This window comes from Kitasatospora sp. NPDC057738 (assembly GCF_042798815.1).
In the GTDB taxonomy this organism is placed as follows: Bacteria; Actinomycetota; Actinomycetes; order Streptomycetales; family Streptomycetaceae; genus Kitasatospora; species Kitasatospora lactacystinica.
This window is the reverse complement of sequence record NZ_JBHVJT010000064.1, coordinates 43,589-57,682: the sequence shown is the minus strand read 5'-3', so window position 1 is coordinate 57,682 and position 14,094 is coordinate 43,589. Positions and strand designations below refer to the sequence as shown.

Annotated in this window: 12 protein-coding genes; 4 read left to right on the top strand and 8 right to left on the bottom strand. The window is 72.9% G+C overall.

Annotated features, from left to right (window positions below; genetic code table 11):
* The 6 genes from ACFVGO_RS29305 to ACFVGO_RS29280 form a co-directional block, all read right to left on the bottom strand.
* Nucleotides 1-389 (bottom strand): ATP-binding protein (locus ACFVGO_RS29305; RefSeq protein ID WP_380635017.1); only part of this gene is annotated, 389 nt, incomplete at its 3' end.
* Nucleotides 390-457: 68 nt separating this feature from the next.
* On the bottom strand, nt 458-952 hold the full coding sequence (locus tag ACFVGO_RS29300; RefSeq protein ID WP_359914239.1) for a hypothetical protein: 495 nt from the start codon (nt 950-952) through the stop codon (nt 458-460).
* A 103-nt stretch (nt 953-1,055) separates the two neighbouring features.
* On the bottom strand, nt 1,056-2,255 hold the full coding sequence (locus tag ACFVGO_RS29295) for a helix-turn-helix domain-containing protein (RefSeq protein ID WP_380635015.1): 1,200 nt from the start codon (nt 2,253-2,255) through the stop codon (nt 1,056-1,058).
* Between the two features lie 97 nt (nt 2,256-2,352).
* Nucleotides 2,353-3,021, bottom strand: a complete 669-nt coding sequence (locus ACFVGO_RS29290; protein WP_359914244.1) for an HAD family phosphatase — start codon at nt 3,019-3,021, stop codon at nt 2,353-2,355.
* Nucleotides 3,022-3,042: 21 nt separating this feature from the next.
* On the bottom strand, nt 3,043-5,553 hold the full coding sequence (hrpB, locus tag ACFVGO_RS29285; protein WP_359914247.1) for an ATP-dependent helicase HrpB: 2,511 nt from the start codon (nt 5,551-5,553) through the stop codon (nt 3,043-3,045).
* 8 nt (nt 5,554-5,561) lie between these two features.
* On the bottom strand, nt 5,562-6,440 hold the full coding sequence (locus ACFVGO_RS29280; protein WP_359914248.1) for a class I SAM-dependent methyltransferase: 879 nt from the start codon (nt 6,438-6,440) through the stop codon (nt 5,562-5,564).
* A gap of 413 nt (nt 6,441-6,853) precedes the next feature.
* On the opposite strand from ACFVGO_RS29280, the gene rpsA reads away from it, so the two are divergent.
* Both rpsA and ACFVGO_RS29270 read left to right on the top strand, forming a co-directional pair.
* Complete coding sequence (gene rpsA, locus ACFVGO_RS29275) at nt 6,854-8,344, top strand: 30S ribosomal protein S1 (protein WP_316520647.1); 1,491 nt, start codon at nt 6,854-6,856, stop codon at nt 8,342-8,344.
* Between the two features lie 209 nt (nt 8,345-8,553).
* Nucleotides 8,554-10,902 carry an MMPL family transporter gene (locus ACFVGO_RS29270; RefSeq protein ID WP_380635011.1) on the top strand — a complete coding sequence of 783 codons (2,349 nt, stop codon included), beginning with the start codon at nt 8,554-8,556 and terminating at the stop codon, nt 10,900-10,902.
* Here ACFVGO_RS29270 and ACFVGO_RS29265 read toward each other — a convergent pair.
* A complete protein-coding gene (locus ACFVGO_RS29265) occupies nt 10,885-11,316 on the bottom strand; it encodes a MarR family transcriptional regulator (protein WP_359914253.1) in 432 nt (143 codons plus the stop codon). The genes ACFVGO_RS29270 and ACFVGO_RS29265 overlap by 18 nt on opposite strands.
* A 62-nt stretch (nt 11,317-11,378) precedes the next feature.
* Between ACFVGO_RS29265 and ACFVGO_RS29260 the strand changes: the two genes are divergently transcribed.
* Both ACFVGO_RS29260 and coaE read left to right on the top strand, forming a co-directional pair.
* Nucleotides 11,379-12,020 carry an MBL fold metallo-hydrolase gene (locus ACFVGO_RS29260; protein WP_380635009.1) on the top strand — a complete coding sequence of 214 codons (642 nt, stop codon included), beginning with the start codon at nt 11,379-11,381 and terminating at the stop codon, nt 12,018-12,020.
* A gap of 148 nt (nt 12,021-12,168) precedes the next feature.
* Nucleotides 12,169-12,768: a dephospho-CoA kinase gene (coaE, locus tag ACFVGO_RS29255; RefSeq protein WP_359914259.1), complete on the top strand. Its 600-nt coding sequence runs from the start codon at nt 12,169-12,171 to the stop codon at nt 12,766-12,768.
* Between the two features lie 66 nt (nt 12,769-12,834).
* Here coaE and ACFVGO_RS29250 read toward each other — a convergent pair whose 3' ends face one another.
* Complete coding sequence (locus tag ACFVGO_RS29250; protein WP_359914262.1) at nt 12,835-14,067, bottom strand: sensor histidine kinase; 1,233 nt, start codon at nt 14,065-14,067, stop codon at nt 12,835-12,837.
* Nucleotides 14,068-14,094: the final 27 nt, after the last annotated feature.

Here is a 14,094-nt window from a genome sequence, read left to right as displayed (position 1 = left end):
CAGACGTACTTGCCGATGCCGCCGGGGCGGTTGGCGCTGCCCCAGCGTTCGGCGAGCCGGTCGACGAGGAGCAGGCCTCGGCCGTGTTCGTCGTCAGGAGTTGGGGTGTGGAGGGTGGGGTGGTCGGTGCCGGCGTCGTGGACTTCCAGCCGCAGGCGGGAGCCGGTGACGGTGAAGCGGACCTCGATGTGGCAGTCGTCGGGGGCGTCGGAGTGCTGGACGGCGTTGGCGAACAACTCGCCGAGCAACAGCTCGGCGGTGTCGCGGTAGCGGTCCCCAGAGGGCATTCCGGAGAGGTAGGCGCGGAGCAGGTAGCGCGCCAGGGGCGTGGACTCGATACGGGAGTCGAGGCGCGCGACGAACATGCGGGGGCGACGAACAGTGAGCATGGGGGAGTACCTCAGAGGAAGGATGAGGCGGCCGGTGGGAAGAGGTCCCGACCGACTGACGGGTGATGTCAGACGGCGCGGGGGTCGCCGCCGAACGAGGACCGAAAGATGGCGAACCCAGCAGCGGCGTTCGCGAGGGCCCGGCGGCGCGCGAGATCACCCGAGGTGCGGCGCGGCAGGTGTCCGTCAGCGTGGTCCGAGGCGGCGGTGTGGGCGGCGGCGAGGAAGCCGCCCCGGTCGCCGAGCGGTGAATTCCAGGGGTCGCCGGCCTCGGTGCCCCGGATGGCCTGGCTGCCGGTCACCATGTCGTGGGCCCAGGTGACCACGCCGTGGATGGTGCGGGCGTTCAGGGCGTTGGTGATGACTTGCCAGCCGGGCCGCTGATCGAGCGGGAGTGTGGGGTCGTCGTCCACCATGGCGAGGGTGACCGTCCAGTCGCGGGCCTCGGCGAAGGCGCGGGCATGGCTGGTGAGGATGCGGGCGTCGGCGTCGCCGCTGGTCGCGATGTACAAGGCGACGGGAACGCGGTGGACGTGCGGCCGCTCGGCCTGAGTTGGCGTCATGATGCCAAGGCTGCCGGTGAGTTGTTTCATCGTGAACGTACGGCCAGTGCCAGTTTCGGAAGTCGTACCGGCCCCGTGTGATACGCCTTGTATCAGGTCGATCTCAGTGGGCGAACAGACTGATACCGAGGATGCCGCCGAGCTTGCGCACGCGGGTGGTGCTGGCGTGGCCGGCGCGCTGCATGATCGCCCCCGGAAGGGCCTGGTGGCGGGCCCAGTCGGGTTGTGCGCTGCACACTTGGAGGAGGGTGTCCAGGGCGGCGTCGTACTGGCGGGTGTCGGCCTGTGCGAGGGCGATGTCCAGGGCGAGCCGATTGCGGGCGGCCTGCGGCAGTGGGGACAGGTCGCCGAGGTTGCGGGCGAGCGCCAGGGCTTTACCGGGATCGCCCATGACGGTGTGGATGCCGATGGCCTGCGCGGTGATGGTGGTCGGACCGTAGCTGGTGCCGTTGATCATCACATCGCGGCCCATTCTCGCTGCAACCGCGTGTCCCTGGGAGAGCAGGTCGCGGGCCCGGTCGGCGTCACCGTGGCGCGAGGCGACTACGGCGGCGAAGGTGACGTGCCAGCCGTAGGTGGCCAGCGTCTCCGGGTCCCGCTCCGCGTAGCGGGGTTCGATCGACGTGAACGCGGTCTCGGCGGTGGTGGTGGCCTGGTCGAGGCGGGCGTCGCGCATGTAGATCCAGGACCGGCCACAGTCCACCATCGCGGCCCGAAGAGGGTCTGCGGCCATGTGGACGTGGTGGCGGGCGTGGCCGATCGCCGAGTACGCGAGGTCTCGGGCGCCGTGGAACTGGGCGGTGTAGGAGGCGAGTCGGTAGGCGTCGGCGAGGATGCCATGAGCCGCGCACCGCTCGCCCTCCGGGACGGAGCGCAGGAGGGCAGCGGCCTCGGCGATGGCAGGGGAGGCGAGGCTGCCGGCGCGGGTGTAGTCCCCGGCCCGGTAGTCCGCCCATGCCCGAGCCAGATCGGCCCGGAGCACTGCGGCGTCCGGTGGTTCGACATCGGTTCCGACTCCTGCGGCGGTGTCGTGCACGGTGCGGGACAGCCCTCGCAACATGGCCCTGTCGCCGATCAGAGATGCCCTTCGGGGTGCCTGTTGCCCGAGGATCACCGACACGTCCGCATGCAGTGCGGCGGACAGTTTGAGCAGCGAGGGAAGGCCGATACTGCCGCCCTCCTTCTCGGCTTTGCGGACGGTCGGCACGGACACCCCGGCGGCCTCGGCGAGTTCTTCCTGTGTCATGCCGGCCCGCAGCATCTTGATGCGCTGGCCGGTGGAGTAATCGGACCACTGCGTCATGGGAGCCTCCGAAGGTGAGCGGCCTCAAGCGGACCGTACCCCGTCACTCCACTTCCGGTGCGGGAACGGCCTGACTGTCAGCCTTCTTGGCGGCAGCTCAGGGCGTGGCGGGCACTCCGAGCAGGGCCGCGATGCGGGCGGCGGTGCCGGGAGTGCCGTCGGCGAGGACGGTGGTGATGCCGAGGGCGTCGGCCGGGGGCAGGTTCCTCGGATGGTCGTCCACGAAGACGCAGGCCTCGCCGGGCAGTCCGAGCCGGTCCAAGGTGAGCTGGTAGATCGCCGGATCGGGTTTGGCCACACCCTCCCGCTCGGAGATCACCGTCACGTCGAACAACTCCCATACGCCCAGGGCCTCGTACGGGTCGTACGGGTCGAGGCCGAAGGAGTTGGACAGCAGTGCGACCTTGAGGCCGGCCCGCCGCGCCGAGCGGGCGAGTGCGATCATGTCGTCGGCCGGACGGACGCCCGACCACGCCCGGCCCATGAGGTTCTCGTGCTGCGGCACGCCGAGGATGGGAGCCACCTGCCGGTTCCACTCCGACTGGCTCAACCGGCCGGCTTCGAGTTCGGTGTACAGGCGGCCGGCTTCCGGCTCCTGGCCGAGCGTGTGCCGCCATGCCTCGGCGTCGAGGCCCTGGGTGAGGCACCATTCGCGGTGCGCCGGTCCGGCATTGGCGGTCAGTACGCCGACGAAGTCCAGGATCAGAGCCGCGAAGGGGAGTTCGGCTTCGCGGGGGCGGGTGACGGTCGGGGCGGTCAATGCCATGGCGAATGTCGTCCTCTCCTGTCACTTCCGGGTGTTGGTGCGGCGGGTGGGTTCGGCCGTGGTCGGGTCTTCGGGCCAGGGGTGGCGGGGGTAGCGGCCCCTGAGGTCGGCGCGGACGGCGCGGTAGCCCTCGCGCCAGAAGCTCTCCAGATCACCGGTGACGGCGGCGGGGCGGCCGGCGGGGGAGAGCAGGTGGATGGTCAGCGATATGCGGCCGCCGGCCAGGGCGGGGGTCGCTGTCCAGCCGAAGAGTTCCTGCAACTTGACTGCCAGTACTGGGCGTTCGGTGGTGTAGTCGACTCGTATCTTCGAGCCGGACGGCACGGTGATGCGTTCGGGGGCGAGTTCGTCGAGGCGTCCTGCTTCGCCGCTCGCCCAGGGGAGGAGCCTCTGGAGAGCGGCCGTGGTATCGATCCTCGCCAGGTCGGAGCGGCGGCGGGCGCGGGAGAGTTCGGGCTCCAGCCATTCCTCCGCGCGTTCCAGCAGCGCCTCGTCGCTGACGTCGGGCCAGGGGTCTCCGAGGGCGGCGTGGAGGAACGCGAGGCGCTCGCGGAGGTTGGACGGGAAGCTCAACAGGGTGCTGACGCCCTCGCGGGCCAGGCCTTCGAGGAGCGCGGACCGGACGAGTGAAGGGTCGGGGCGGTTGAGGGGTTTCTCCGTGAGCTCGATCGCGCCCAGTGACTCGACCCGGCGGGAGACGACCTCGCCGCGCCGGGTGTCCCAGTGGACCTCTTCACGAGCGGTCAGCAGCGCCGCGCCCGCGACCAGAGCAGTGTCCTCGTCCAGCGTCGCGGCGTGCAGCACCCGGGCGGAGTGTGACCCCGCCGGGCGGTCGGCGACCGCGACGGCGAGCCAGGGCACGGCGCCGAGCGTGGTGCCGGGGGCGAGTTCGGCGGCCGTGCCGGAGGCCATCAGGTACGGGCTGCGCTCGCCGGGGGCGGGCTTGTCGACCCGGGCGCGGGCGATGCGTTCGGGGAAGGCGAGGGCGACGACGAGGCCGGCGGCGGCGCCGTCGGAGAGCTGGGTGGCGGGCTCGGAGCCGGCGCCGCGCAGGAGGCGGCGGACCTCGTCGCGCCAGCGGCCCGCGTAGGGGTCCCGGGAGGAGCGAACAGTCCGCCAGACCGCGCCGAGGTCGTCGCCGAGCGCCCTGGGCGGTTCTTCGGAGAGCAGCGCGACCACTTCGGCGGCCCGCCGCGCACCGACCGCCGCCGCGCCGTCGACCAGGGCGCGGCCGAGCCGGGGGTGCAGCCCGGTGCGGGCGAGCCGGATGCCGCGGGCCGTGGCCCGCCCGTCCGAGGAGACGGCGCCGAGGGCCTGGAGGGTCTGTCGGGCGGCGGCCATCGCCCCGGCGGGCGGGGCGTCGGGCAGGGCGAGGCCGGTGGCGTCCGGGTCGCCCCAGCAGGCGGCCTGGAGGGCGAAGGGGGTGAGGTCGGCGAGCGCGATCTCGGGGGTGGGGAAGCGGGCGGCGAGGGCGTCCTCGGCCTCGTTCCAGCAGCGGTAGACGGTGCCGGGGGCTTCGCGGCCGGCGCGGCCGGCGCGTTGGCGGGCGGCGGCGAGGGAGGCCCGGACGGTGACCAGTCCGGCCAGGCCGCGGGCGTGGTCGGTGCGGGGTTCGCGGGCCAGTCCGGCGTCCACCACGACCCGGACGCCCGGCACGGTGAGGCTGGACTCGGCGACGGCGGTGGTGAGGACGACCCGCCGTGAGGGGGACGGCGTGAGGGCGGCGTCCTGCACGGCTTGCGGGGCGCGGCCGTGCAGTTGCAGCACCTCGGCGGTGACGCCGCCCAGCTGCCCGGCGACCCGGGCGATCTCTCCGACGCCGGGCAGGAAGCAGAGCACGTCGCCGTCGCGCTCGTTCAGGGCCCGCCGGACGGTCGAGGCGACGTGGTCGAGCAGGGCCGGGTCCACCCGGGTGCCGTGGGCGGGCCGGACGGCGCGCGGCGGCGGCGCCCAGACCACCTCGACCGGGTGGGACGTCCCGTGCGCCTCCACCACGGGCGCGCCGCCGAGCAGTTCGGCCCAGGCCTCGGTGTCGGAGGTGGCCGAGGCGCAGACCAGCCGCAGTTCGGGCCGCAGTGCCGCCCGGACGTCGAGCAGGAAGGCGAGCGCGGTGTCGGCGTCCAGGTGCCGTTCGTGGCATTCGTCGAGCACCACCACGTCCACGCCGGGCAGTTCCTGGTCGCGCTGGAGCCGTTGCAGCAGCACGCCGGTGGTGACCACCTCGACCACGGTGTCCGGGCCCGCCGTGCGCTCGCCGCGCACGGTGTGGCCGATCCGGCCGCCGACCGGTTCGCCGAGCAGCCAGGCCATCCGCCGGGCGGCCGCCCGTACCGCGAGCCGGCGGGGCTCGGCGACCAGCACCCGGCGCACCGGACCCCCCGGATCGAGCAGTCCGGCCAGGGCGAGCGGCACCAGGGTGGTCTTGCCGGTGCCGGGCGGTGCGGCGAGGACGGCGGTGCCGTGTTCGTCCAACGCGCGGTGCAGGGCGGGCAGGGCGGTGCGGACGGGCAGTTCGCGCCAGGCCGGGTTCATGGAGGGGCTCAGCCCCGCTCGGTGACGAAGATCGCCGTGCCGGGGATCAGCCGCCCGCGCAGCGGGGACCAGCCGCCCCACTCCTGTTCCAGTCCGGCCGGCCACTCGGGTTCGACCAGGTCCACCAGTCGGAAGCCGGCGGTGACGAGTTCGCGGACCCGGTCGCCGAGGGTGCGGTGGTGTTCGACGTAGGTGGCGCGGCCCTGTTCGTCCTGTTCGACGTAGGGGGTGCGGTCGAAGTAGGAGGACACCGCGGTGAGGCCCTCGACGCCGGGCTCGTCCGGGAAGGCCCAGCGGATCGGGTGGGTCACCGAGAACACCCAGCGCCCGCCGGGCCGCAGCACCCGGTGGACCTCGCGCATCAGCGCGGTGGTGTCGGCGCTGAACGGGACGGCGCCGTAGGCGGAGCAGGCGAGGTCGAAGGAGGCGTCGGCGAAGGGCAGGACGGCGGCGTCGGCCTGGACGACGGCGACGGGGTCGGTGCCGCGGCCGAGGTCGATCCGGCGGGAGTGCTGGAGCTGGCGGTAGGAGATGTCCAGGGCGACCGGCCGGGCGCCCCGGGCGGCGAGCCAGCGGGAGCACTGGGCGGCGCCGGCGCCGATCTCCAGGACGTCCCGGCCGGCCACCTCGCCGAGCAGCCGGGCGTCGGCCTCGTCCAGGCCTTCGGGGCACCAGGTGAAGCGGTCGTCGCCGAGGAACTCGCCGTGTTCGTCCTGGTACTCGTCGGCGTTGCGGTCCCACCAGTGCCGGCTGGCGCGGCTGCTCTCCCCGGTGCCGGCCTCGCGGCGGATCGCGTCGTCGCCGTCCTCCTCCTCGGCCCGCGAGGGGGAGGTGTCAAGATCGTGCAGGTCCGACTGGGGGGTGGTGGCCACGGTGACAATGCCCATCGCGTAGGGTATGGAGTGCGGAAGCGCCGCTGCCGCGAACCGGCCCGTCAGGGTCCGGATCCTGGCGGTGGCATCCGGGGACGTGGCCCCTTCGGGTGTCGCCGCAAGGCGCGCATTCGGAGGATATGGCCTGATCCGTACCGGGCTCCACCGTCTTGCCGTCCTTCGGCATTGACCGTGCCTGGCCGTCCCCGTATGCTACAAGTTGCGCTGCGGGCCTGCGCGCCTCGGACGGAGCAGGTCGCGCTCGCATCTGTCGAAGACCCCACGGTCGCAAGACGGACGCCGGTTCTCGTTGTACGGGAATCCCGGTGTGCCGTGTTCTTGGCTGTCCGGCTTTCGGTGGGAGCGATACGGGCCCTCCGCGTGGCATTACCTACGACTTTCATGTCCGTACCGGAGCCCTTTTCCTAATGACGAGCCCCACCGACTCCTCCCTCAGCACCACCCCGCAGGTCGCGGTCAACGACATCGGCGACGCGGAGGCCTTCCTCGCCGCCATCGACGAGACCATCAAGTACTTCAACGATGGCGACATCGTCGAGGGCGTCATCGTGAAGGTCGACCGTGACGAGGTTCTCCTCGACATCGGTTACAAGACCGAGGGCGTCATCCCGTCCCGCGAGCTCTCGATCAAGCACGACGTTGACCCGCACGAGGTCGTCGCCGTCGGTGACAACATCGAGGCCCTGGTTCTCCAGAAGGAGGACAAGGAGGGTCGTCTCATCCTGTCCAAGAAGCGCGCTCAGTACGAGCGTGCCTGGGGCACGATCGAGAAGATCAAGGAAGAGGACGGCATCGTCACCGGTACCGTCATCGAGGTCGTCAAGGGTGGTCTCATCCTCGACATCGGCCTCCGGGGCTTCCTCCCCGCCTCGCTGGTCGAGATGCGTCGCGTCCGCGACCTCCAGCCCTACGTGGGCAAGGAGCTCGAGGCCAAGATCATCGAGCTGGACAAGAACCGCAACAACGTGGTCCTGTCCCGCCGTGCCTGGCTGGAGCAGACCCAGAGCGAGGTCCGCCAGACCTTCCTCACCACCCTGCAGAAGGGCCAGGTGCGCTCCGGCGTCGTCTCCTCGATCGTCAACTTCGGTGCCTTCGTGGACCTGGGTGGCGTCGACGGCCTGGTGCACGTCTCCGAGCTGTCCTGGAAGCACATCGACCACCCGTCCGAGGTTGTCGAGGTCGGCCAGGAGGTCACCGTCGAGGTTCTCGACGTCGACATGGACCGCGAGCGTGTCTCCCTGTCGCTGAAGGCGACCCAGGAGGACCCGTGGCAGCAGTTCGCCCGGACCCACCAGATCGGTCAGGTCGTCCCGGGTAAGGTCACCAAGCTGGTTCCGTTCGGTGCGTTCGTCCGCGTGGACGAGGGCATCGAGGGTCTGGTCCACATCTCCGAGCTGGCCGAGCGCCACGTCGAGATCCCGGAGCAGGTCGTCCAGGTCGGCGACGAGATCTTCGTCAAGGTCATCGACATCGACCTCGAGCGTCGTCGCATCAGCCTGTCGCTGAAGCAGGCCAACGAGGCCCTGGGTGCCAACCCGGCCGAGGTCGAGTTCGACCCGACCCTGTACGGCATGGCCGCCTCGTACGACGACCAGGGCAACTACATCTACCCGGAGGGCTTCGACCCCGAGGCGAACGACTGGCTGCCCGGCTTCGAGAAGCAGCGCGAGGAGTGGGAGCGCCAGTACGCCGAGGCGCAGACCCGCTTCGAGCAGCACCAGGCCCAGGTCATCAAGAGCCGCGAGGCCGATGCCCAGGCCGCCGAGGAGGGTGGCGACGCCGTCGCCGCTGCCGCCGGTGGTTCCTACTCGTCCAGCAGCGACGAGGGCTCGGGCGCCCTGGCCTCCGACGAGGCCCTGGCCGCTCTGCGCGAGAAGCTGGCCGGTGGCCAGAGCTGAGGCTCTCGCTTCCCGCTAGCCGATAGCTAGACGGTGGGCCCCACCCGGATTTCCGGGTGGGGCCCATTTCGTTTTTCGCCATGACTTATCACGCTTTGACTTATGTGTGTTTTATGTGAAGGAAAGTGTGAGATGAGGCTCATTGCCCATCTATAGGCCGGAGTTCGGGTTGCACCTAGATTGAGGGGAGCTGCCCGAAAGGCTCCTTCATGCGAAACCCCTTTTTCGCCACCCCCGCCTCCGCCCCCACCGCCGTGGTCGGCGGCCGGCTCGCGGCCCTCGGCCGGTTCTGCTTCCGCCACCGTCGCTGGGTGCTCGGCCTGTGGGCCGTCGTCCTGGTGGTCGGGGTCCTGATCGGGGGACGCGTCTTCGAGGGCTCGGTGGCCGGAGCCTCCTCCGCCAGCGCCGAGGCCGACCGGGGCGGTGCGGTGGTCGCCGCGGCCGACCCGGCCAAGGGCACCGTGACCGCCGTGGTGGACGGCAGGCCGGTGGACGATCCGGCGGTGAAGGCCGCCGTCGAGAAGGCCACCGCCGAGATCGCCGCCCTGCCCGGGGTCTCCTCCGCGCTCGACGCGTACGGCTCCGGCCCGGCCCCCGCCGCGCTGCGCTCCGCCGACGGGACGGCGAGCCTGGTCACCGTGCGGATGGCCGACACCGCGAGCACCGCCCAGACCGACGCCGTCACCGAGCGGCTCGGCGCGCTGAACGGGGCGGGCGGTGCCCACGTCACGGTCGGCGGGGACCTGGTGCTCCAGCAGGAGGTCAAGCAGCAGACCGAGAAGGACACCCGGTTCGGCGAGATGGTGACGCTGCCGCTCACGCTGATCGTCATGGTGCTGGTCTTCGGCGGGCTGGCGGCGGCCTCGCTGCCGGTGATCGGGGCGGTCGCCTCGGTGGGCGGCGCGCTGCTGGCCATGTTCGGTTTCAGCCGGATCATGGACATCGACACCAGCGTGCTGCCGATCGCCACGGTGCTGGGGCTCGGACTCTCGATCGACTACGCGCTGCTCATGGTGAATCGTTTCCGCGAGGAACGCGGCCACGGCGCGGACATCGCCGCCGCCGTCGAACGGACCGCGGCGACCGCCGGACGCACCGTGGCCTTCTCCGGGCTGACCGTCGCCGTCGCGCTCTCCGGACTCTTCGTCTTCACCAGCCCGGTGCTCGGCGCGGTGGCGGCCGCCGGGGTGAGCGTGGTGGTGATCGCCGTCGCCGCCGCGCTGACCCTGATCCCCGCACTGCTCGGCTTCGCCGGCGCGCGGATCAAGACACCCGCCGCGCCCGTGGCGGACGAGGGGTTCTTCAGCCGGACCGTGCGCCGGGTGCGCAAGCGGGCGGTGGCGGTCACCCTCGCCTCGGTGGCGCTGCTGATGGCGGCCGGCGCGCCGTTCCTCCACGCCGACATGCGCAGCTCCGGCGCCGCGGTGCTGCCCGCCTCCTCGGCCGGGCGGCAGGTCGCCGAGGCGATCGACCAGCGTTTCCCGCAGGCCTCGGCCGCGCCGATCACCGTGGTGGTCGAGGGCGGGGCGTCGGTGGCGCAGGCGTACGCGGACGACGTGGTCGCCAAGCTGCCCGGGGTGAGCGGGGTGCGGGCGGTGTCGCCGGTGGGCGACGCGGTCTCCACGATCGACGTGCTGGTGCACGGGGACCCGCAGGGCGGGCAGGCCAAGCAGGTGGTGGAGGAGCTGCGGGCCGACCGCGGCGGGCTGACCACCTACGTCACCGGCGGCGCGGCCTCGGTGGTGGACTTCCAGGACGAGCTGCTCTCGCGCGGACCGTGGGCGCTCGGGCTGGTCGCGGTCGGCACCCTGGTGCTGCTCTTCCTGATGACCGGCTCGGTGGTGATGCCGGTCAAGGCGCTGCTGATGAACCTGCTCTCGCTGGGCGCCTCGCTCGGCGCGCTCACCCTGGTGTTCCAGGACGGCTGGTTCAGCGGGCTGCTCGGGTTCAGCCCGACCGGCGGGCTGGAGACCTTCATCCCGGTCCTGGTCTTCGCCTTCGCCTTCGGGCTGTCGATGGACTACGAGGTGTTCCTGCTCGCCCGGATCAGGGAGCTGACCCTGCGCGGGCACGACTGCGTCCGGGCGGTGGAGCTGGGCGTGCAGCGCAGCGGTCGGATCATCACCTCGGCCGCGTTGTTGATGGTGATCGTCTTCGCCGGGTTCGCGCTCGGGGACATGCTGATGGTCAAGCAGATGGGCATCGCGCTGGCCGTCGCCGTCGCGGTGGACGCCACCCTGGTGCGCTGCCTGCTGGTGCCCGCCGCGATGAGCCTGTTCGGCGAGTTCAACTGGTGGGCGCCCGGCCCGCTGCGGCGACTGCACCGGCGGTTCGGGCTGAGCGAGCACGTCGACCTGCCGGAGATCGAGCCGGCGGTGCTCCCGGTGCCGCGCGCCGGGACCGGGTCGGAGAGCGTCGGGTCGGATGGCGTCGGGGTCGAGGCCGTCGGGGTCGGGGTCGGGTCCGAGAGTGCCGGATCCGCGGTTGTCGGGTCCGGGGGCGGCGCGGCCGGGGGCGGTGTGCCCAAGGGCCTGGTGGGTTCAGCCCAGCCGGCGTAGCAGGTCGACCGCCGAGCGGAGCCGGTCCTGTTCGGCGGGGTCGAGGCGGGACTCGATGGCGGTGGCGATCCGGTGTTCGCGGCGCGCGCGCTGGTCGAGCAGCGCGTCGCGGCCGGCCTCGGTGGCGGCGACCAGCAGTTTGCGGCCGTCGGTGGGGTGGGGCTGCTGGGTTACCAGTCCGGCGTCGGTCATCAGCGCGACGGTGCGGGCCATCGACTGGTGGCGGACCCGCTGGAGCGCGGCGAGTTCGGCGACGGTGCAGGAGAGCTCGTCGCGGACCAGCAGGCCGAGGACGGCGGCCTGGTTCTGCGGCAGCTCGTCGTCGGTGCGCAGGGAGCGGACCAGGGTGCCGAGGGCGGCGCGCAGGTCGGCGGCGAGTTCCAGGGTGTCCGGGTGCGGGGCTTCGCTGGGCATGGGAGAAGTCTATCGGCAATTCATACAGCAAGGCTGTACAGCATTGCTGTATGGTTTTTGCCATGCGAATCACCAAGTTCGGACACGCCTGCGTACGCGTCGAGCACCGCGGCACCACCGTCGTCGTCGATCCGGGATCGTTCACCGACCCCGCCGCACTGGCCGGGGCGGACGCCGTCCTGATCACCCACGAGCACATGGACCACTTCGAGGAGTCCCGGCTGCGCGCCGCGCTGGAGGCCGACCCGGCCCTGCGGGTGTGGACCAACCGGGCCGTCGCCGCCCAGCTGGACGGCGTGGCGCAGCGGATCGAGGCGGTCGGTGAGGGCGACGCCTTCGAGATCGGCGGGCTGGGCGTCTCGGTGCACGGCGAGTGGCACGCGCAGATCCACCCGGACATCCCGCGGGTGCAGAACATCGGCTTCCTCTTCGACGGGCGGCTGTTCCACCCCGGTGACGCGTTCACCGTGCCGCCGCACGCCGTGGACACCCTGCTGCTGCCGCTCGCGGCGCCCTGGAGCAAGGCCTCCGAGGTGATCGACTACGTCCGGGAGGCCGGGCCGCGCCAGGCGGTGCCGGTGCACGAGGCGGTGCTCAGCCCGATCGGGTTCGCGGTGCAGACCCTGCTGGTCGGGCCGCAGGGGCCGGGCACGGGCGCGGAGCTGACGGTGCTGGGGGAGGGCGAGAGCCTGGAGCTGGGCTGACGGCGTTGCCCGCCGGCGGCCCGTGCCGACGGTGCTCCTCGCGGGCGGCCCGTGCCGACGGTGCTCCTCGGCGGCTGCCCGTGCCGACGGTGCTCCTCGCCGGCGGCCCGTACTGACGGGCCCGGTGCCGCGCCGGTAGCCTGACGCCATGCTGAAGATCGGACTGACGGGTGGCATCGGCGCGGGCAAGAGCGAGGTGTCCCGGCTGTTCGCCGCGCGCGGCGCGGTGATCGTGGACTCGGACGTGATCGCCCGCGAGGTGGTCGCCCCCGGAACGGACGGTCTGGCGGCCGTGGTCGCCGAGTTCGGACCGCAGGTGCTGCGGGAGGACGGCGCGCTGGACCGTCCGGCGCTCGGGGCGGTCGTGTTCGCCGACCCGGAGCGGCTGAAGGCGCTGAACGCGATCGTCCACCCGCTGGTGCGGGCCCGCTCCGCCGAGCTGGAGGCGGCGGCCGCGCCGGACGCGGCCGTGGTGCACGACGTGCCGCTGCTGGCCGAGAACGGCCTGGCGCCGCTGTACGACCTGGTCGTGGTGGTGGACGCGGCCGACGAGGTACGGCTGGACCGGCTGGTGCGGTTGCGCGGGATGGCCGAGGAGGAGGCCCGGGCCCGGATGGCCGCGCAGGCCTCGCGGGAGGACCGGCTGGCGATAGCGGACCTGGTGATCGACAACAGCGGCGGCCTGGCGGAGCTGGAGGCACGGGTGGACGAGGTCTGGGCGGAGCTGGCGCGGCGCGCGACGGTCTGACGCCGGGCCGGGACCGGGCAGGCCCGGCCCGGGCGGCGCCCCTCCGTTCGGGCGGCGCCTCTTCGTTCAGGCGGCGCCGAGCGGCAGCCGGGCCCGGACGGCGAAGCCGCCCTCGGGCGTCGGCCCGGCGTGCAGGGTGCCGCCGAGGTCGCCGGCCCGGGTGCGCATGCCGCGCAGGCCGTGGCCGCCGGAGGGCAGTTCCGGGTGATCGGCCCGCCCGCCGCTGGCTTCGGCGTCCCCGTCGGCGGCGGGGGAGTTGACCACCGTCAGGCGCAGCCCGTCCGGTGCGACCTCGACGGTGACGGCCACCTCGGCGGCCGGGGCGTGCTTGTGCGCGTTGGTCAGCGCCTCCTGGACGATCCGGTAGGCCGCGTACTGCACGGCGGGCACCGGGTCGGGCAGCCCCTCGTCCGGTCCGCTGACGGTCAGCCCGACCGCCAGTCCGGCCAGCCGGGACTCCTCGACCAGGGCGGGCAGCCCGCGCAGCGAGGGCGCCTGTCCGGCGGGGGTGGTCAGCACGCCCAGCAGGCCGCGCAGTTCGGTGAGCGCCTGGAGGCCGAGGGCGCGGATCAGGCCGAGGGTCTCCCGGACGGCGGCCGGGTCCTCGGCCCGGGCGACCTGCCCGGCGCCCGCGTGCAGGGTGATCAGCGAGACCCGGTTGGACACCACGTCGTGCATCTCCCGCGCGAGCCGGGCGCGTTCGGCGGCCACCGCGCGCTCCTCGGCGTGCCGGCGGGCCTCCTCCAGCAGCCGGTTGCGCTCGCCGAGCAGCCGGTTGCGTTCGGCCAGCACGGCGACGGTGCGGGCGCGCTGGTGGGAGGTCAGCCCGAGGGCGAGCGGCACGGCGCAGAAGACCAGCGGGTCCTCGATCAGGTTGGCGAGCTCGGACGGGGCGTCGACGTCCCCGAGGTCGAACGGGACGAGCAGCCGCAGCCCGGCCAGTGCCGCCAGGACGTACACCGGCGCGGTCCGGCCGCGCCGCGCGGCCAGCCCGTAGAGGGCGACGGCCAGCGGGAGTTGGCCGCTCAGCAGGGTGACCGCGGTGACCGCGGCCGGGTGCCGGCCCCGCAGGGCCAGGGCGAGCGCGCCGAGCGCCATCAGGCCCGCGTTGGTCCCCGGCGAGGCGGTCGGGCCGACGTCCGGGTCGTTGGCGGCGAGCGGGACGAGGACCAGCAGCACCAGGGCGGTCGGCGCGAGGGCGCGGACCGGGCGGGGCAGGTGCAGCGGCGGGCCGGGCAGCGGTGCGGCGAGGTCGGCGGCCGACTGGTCGGCGGACGCCTGGTCGGTGGGCTGCTGCATGAGGGGCATGCTGCCACAGCGGCGCGG

Coding starts and splice junctions, on each gene's coding strand:
- ACFVGO_RS29290 (WP_359914244.1), bottom strand. CDS start 3,021: ATGGCATTGACCGCCCCGACCGTCACCCGCCCCCGCGAAGCCGAACTC.
- ACFVGO_RS29250 (WP_359914262.1), bottom strand. CDS start 14,067: ATGCAGCAGCCCACCGACCAGGCGTCCGCCGACCAGTCGGCCGCCGAC.
- ACFVGO_RS29265 (WP_359914253.1), bottom strand. CDS start 11,316: ATGCCCAGCGAAGCCCCGCACCCGGACACCCTGGAACTCGCCGCCGAC.
- hrpB (WP_359914247.1), bottom strand. CDS start 5,553: ATGAACCCGGCCTGGCGCGAACTGCCCGTCCGCACCGCCCTGCCCGCC.
- rpsA (WP_316520647.1), top strand. CDS start 6,854: ATGACGAGCCCCACCGACTCCTCCCTCAGCACCACCCCGCAGGTCGCG.
- ACFVGO_RS29280 (WP_359914248.1), bottom strand. CDS start 6,440: ATGGGCATTGTCACCGTGGCCACCACCCCCCAGTCGGACCTGCACGAT.
- coaE (WP_359914259.1), top strand. CDS start 12,169: ATGCTGAAGATCGGACTGACGGGTGGCATCGGCGCGGGCAAGAGCGAG.
- ACFVGO_RS29270 (WP_380635011.1), top strand. CDS start 8,554: ATGCGAAACCCCTTTTTCGCCACCCCCGCCTCCGCCCCCACCGCCGTG.
- ACFVGO_RS29295 (WP_380635015.1), bottom strand. CDS start 2,255: ATGACGCAGTGGTCCGATTACTCCACCGGCCAGCGCATCAAGATGCTG.
- ACFVGO_RS29300 (WP_359914239.1), bottom strand. CDS start 952: ATGACGCCAACTCAGGCCGAGCGGCCGCACGTCCACCGCGTTCCCGTC.
- ACFVGO_RS29260 (WP_380635009.1), top strand. CDS start 11,379: ATGCGAATCACCAAGTTCGGACACGCCTGCGTACGCGTCGAGCACCGC.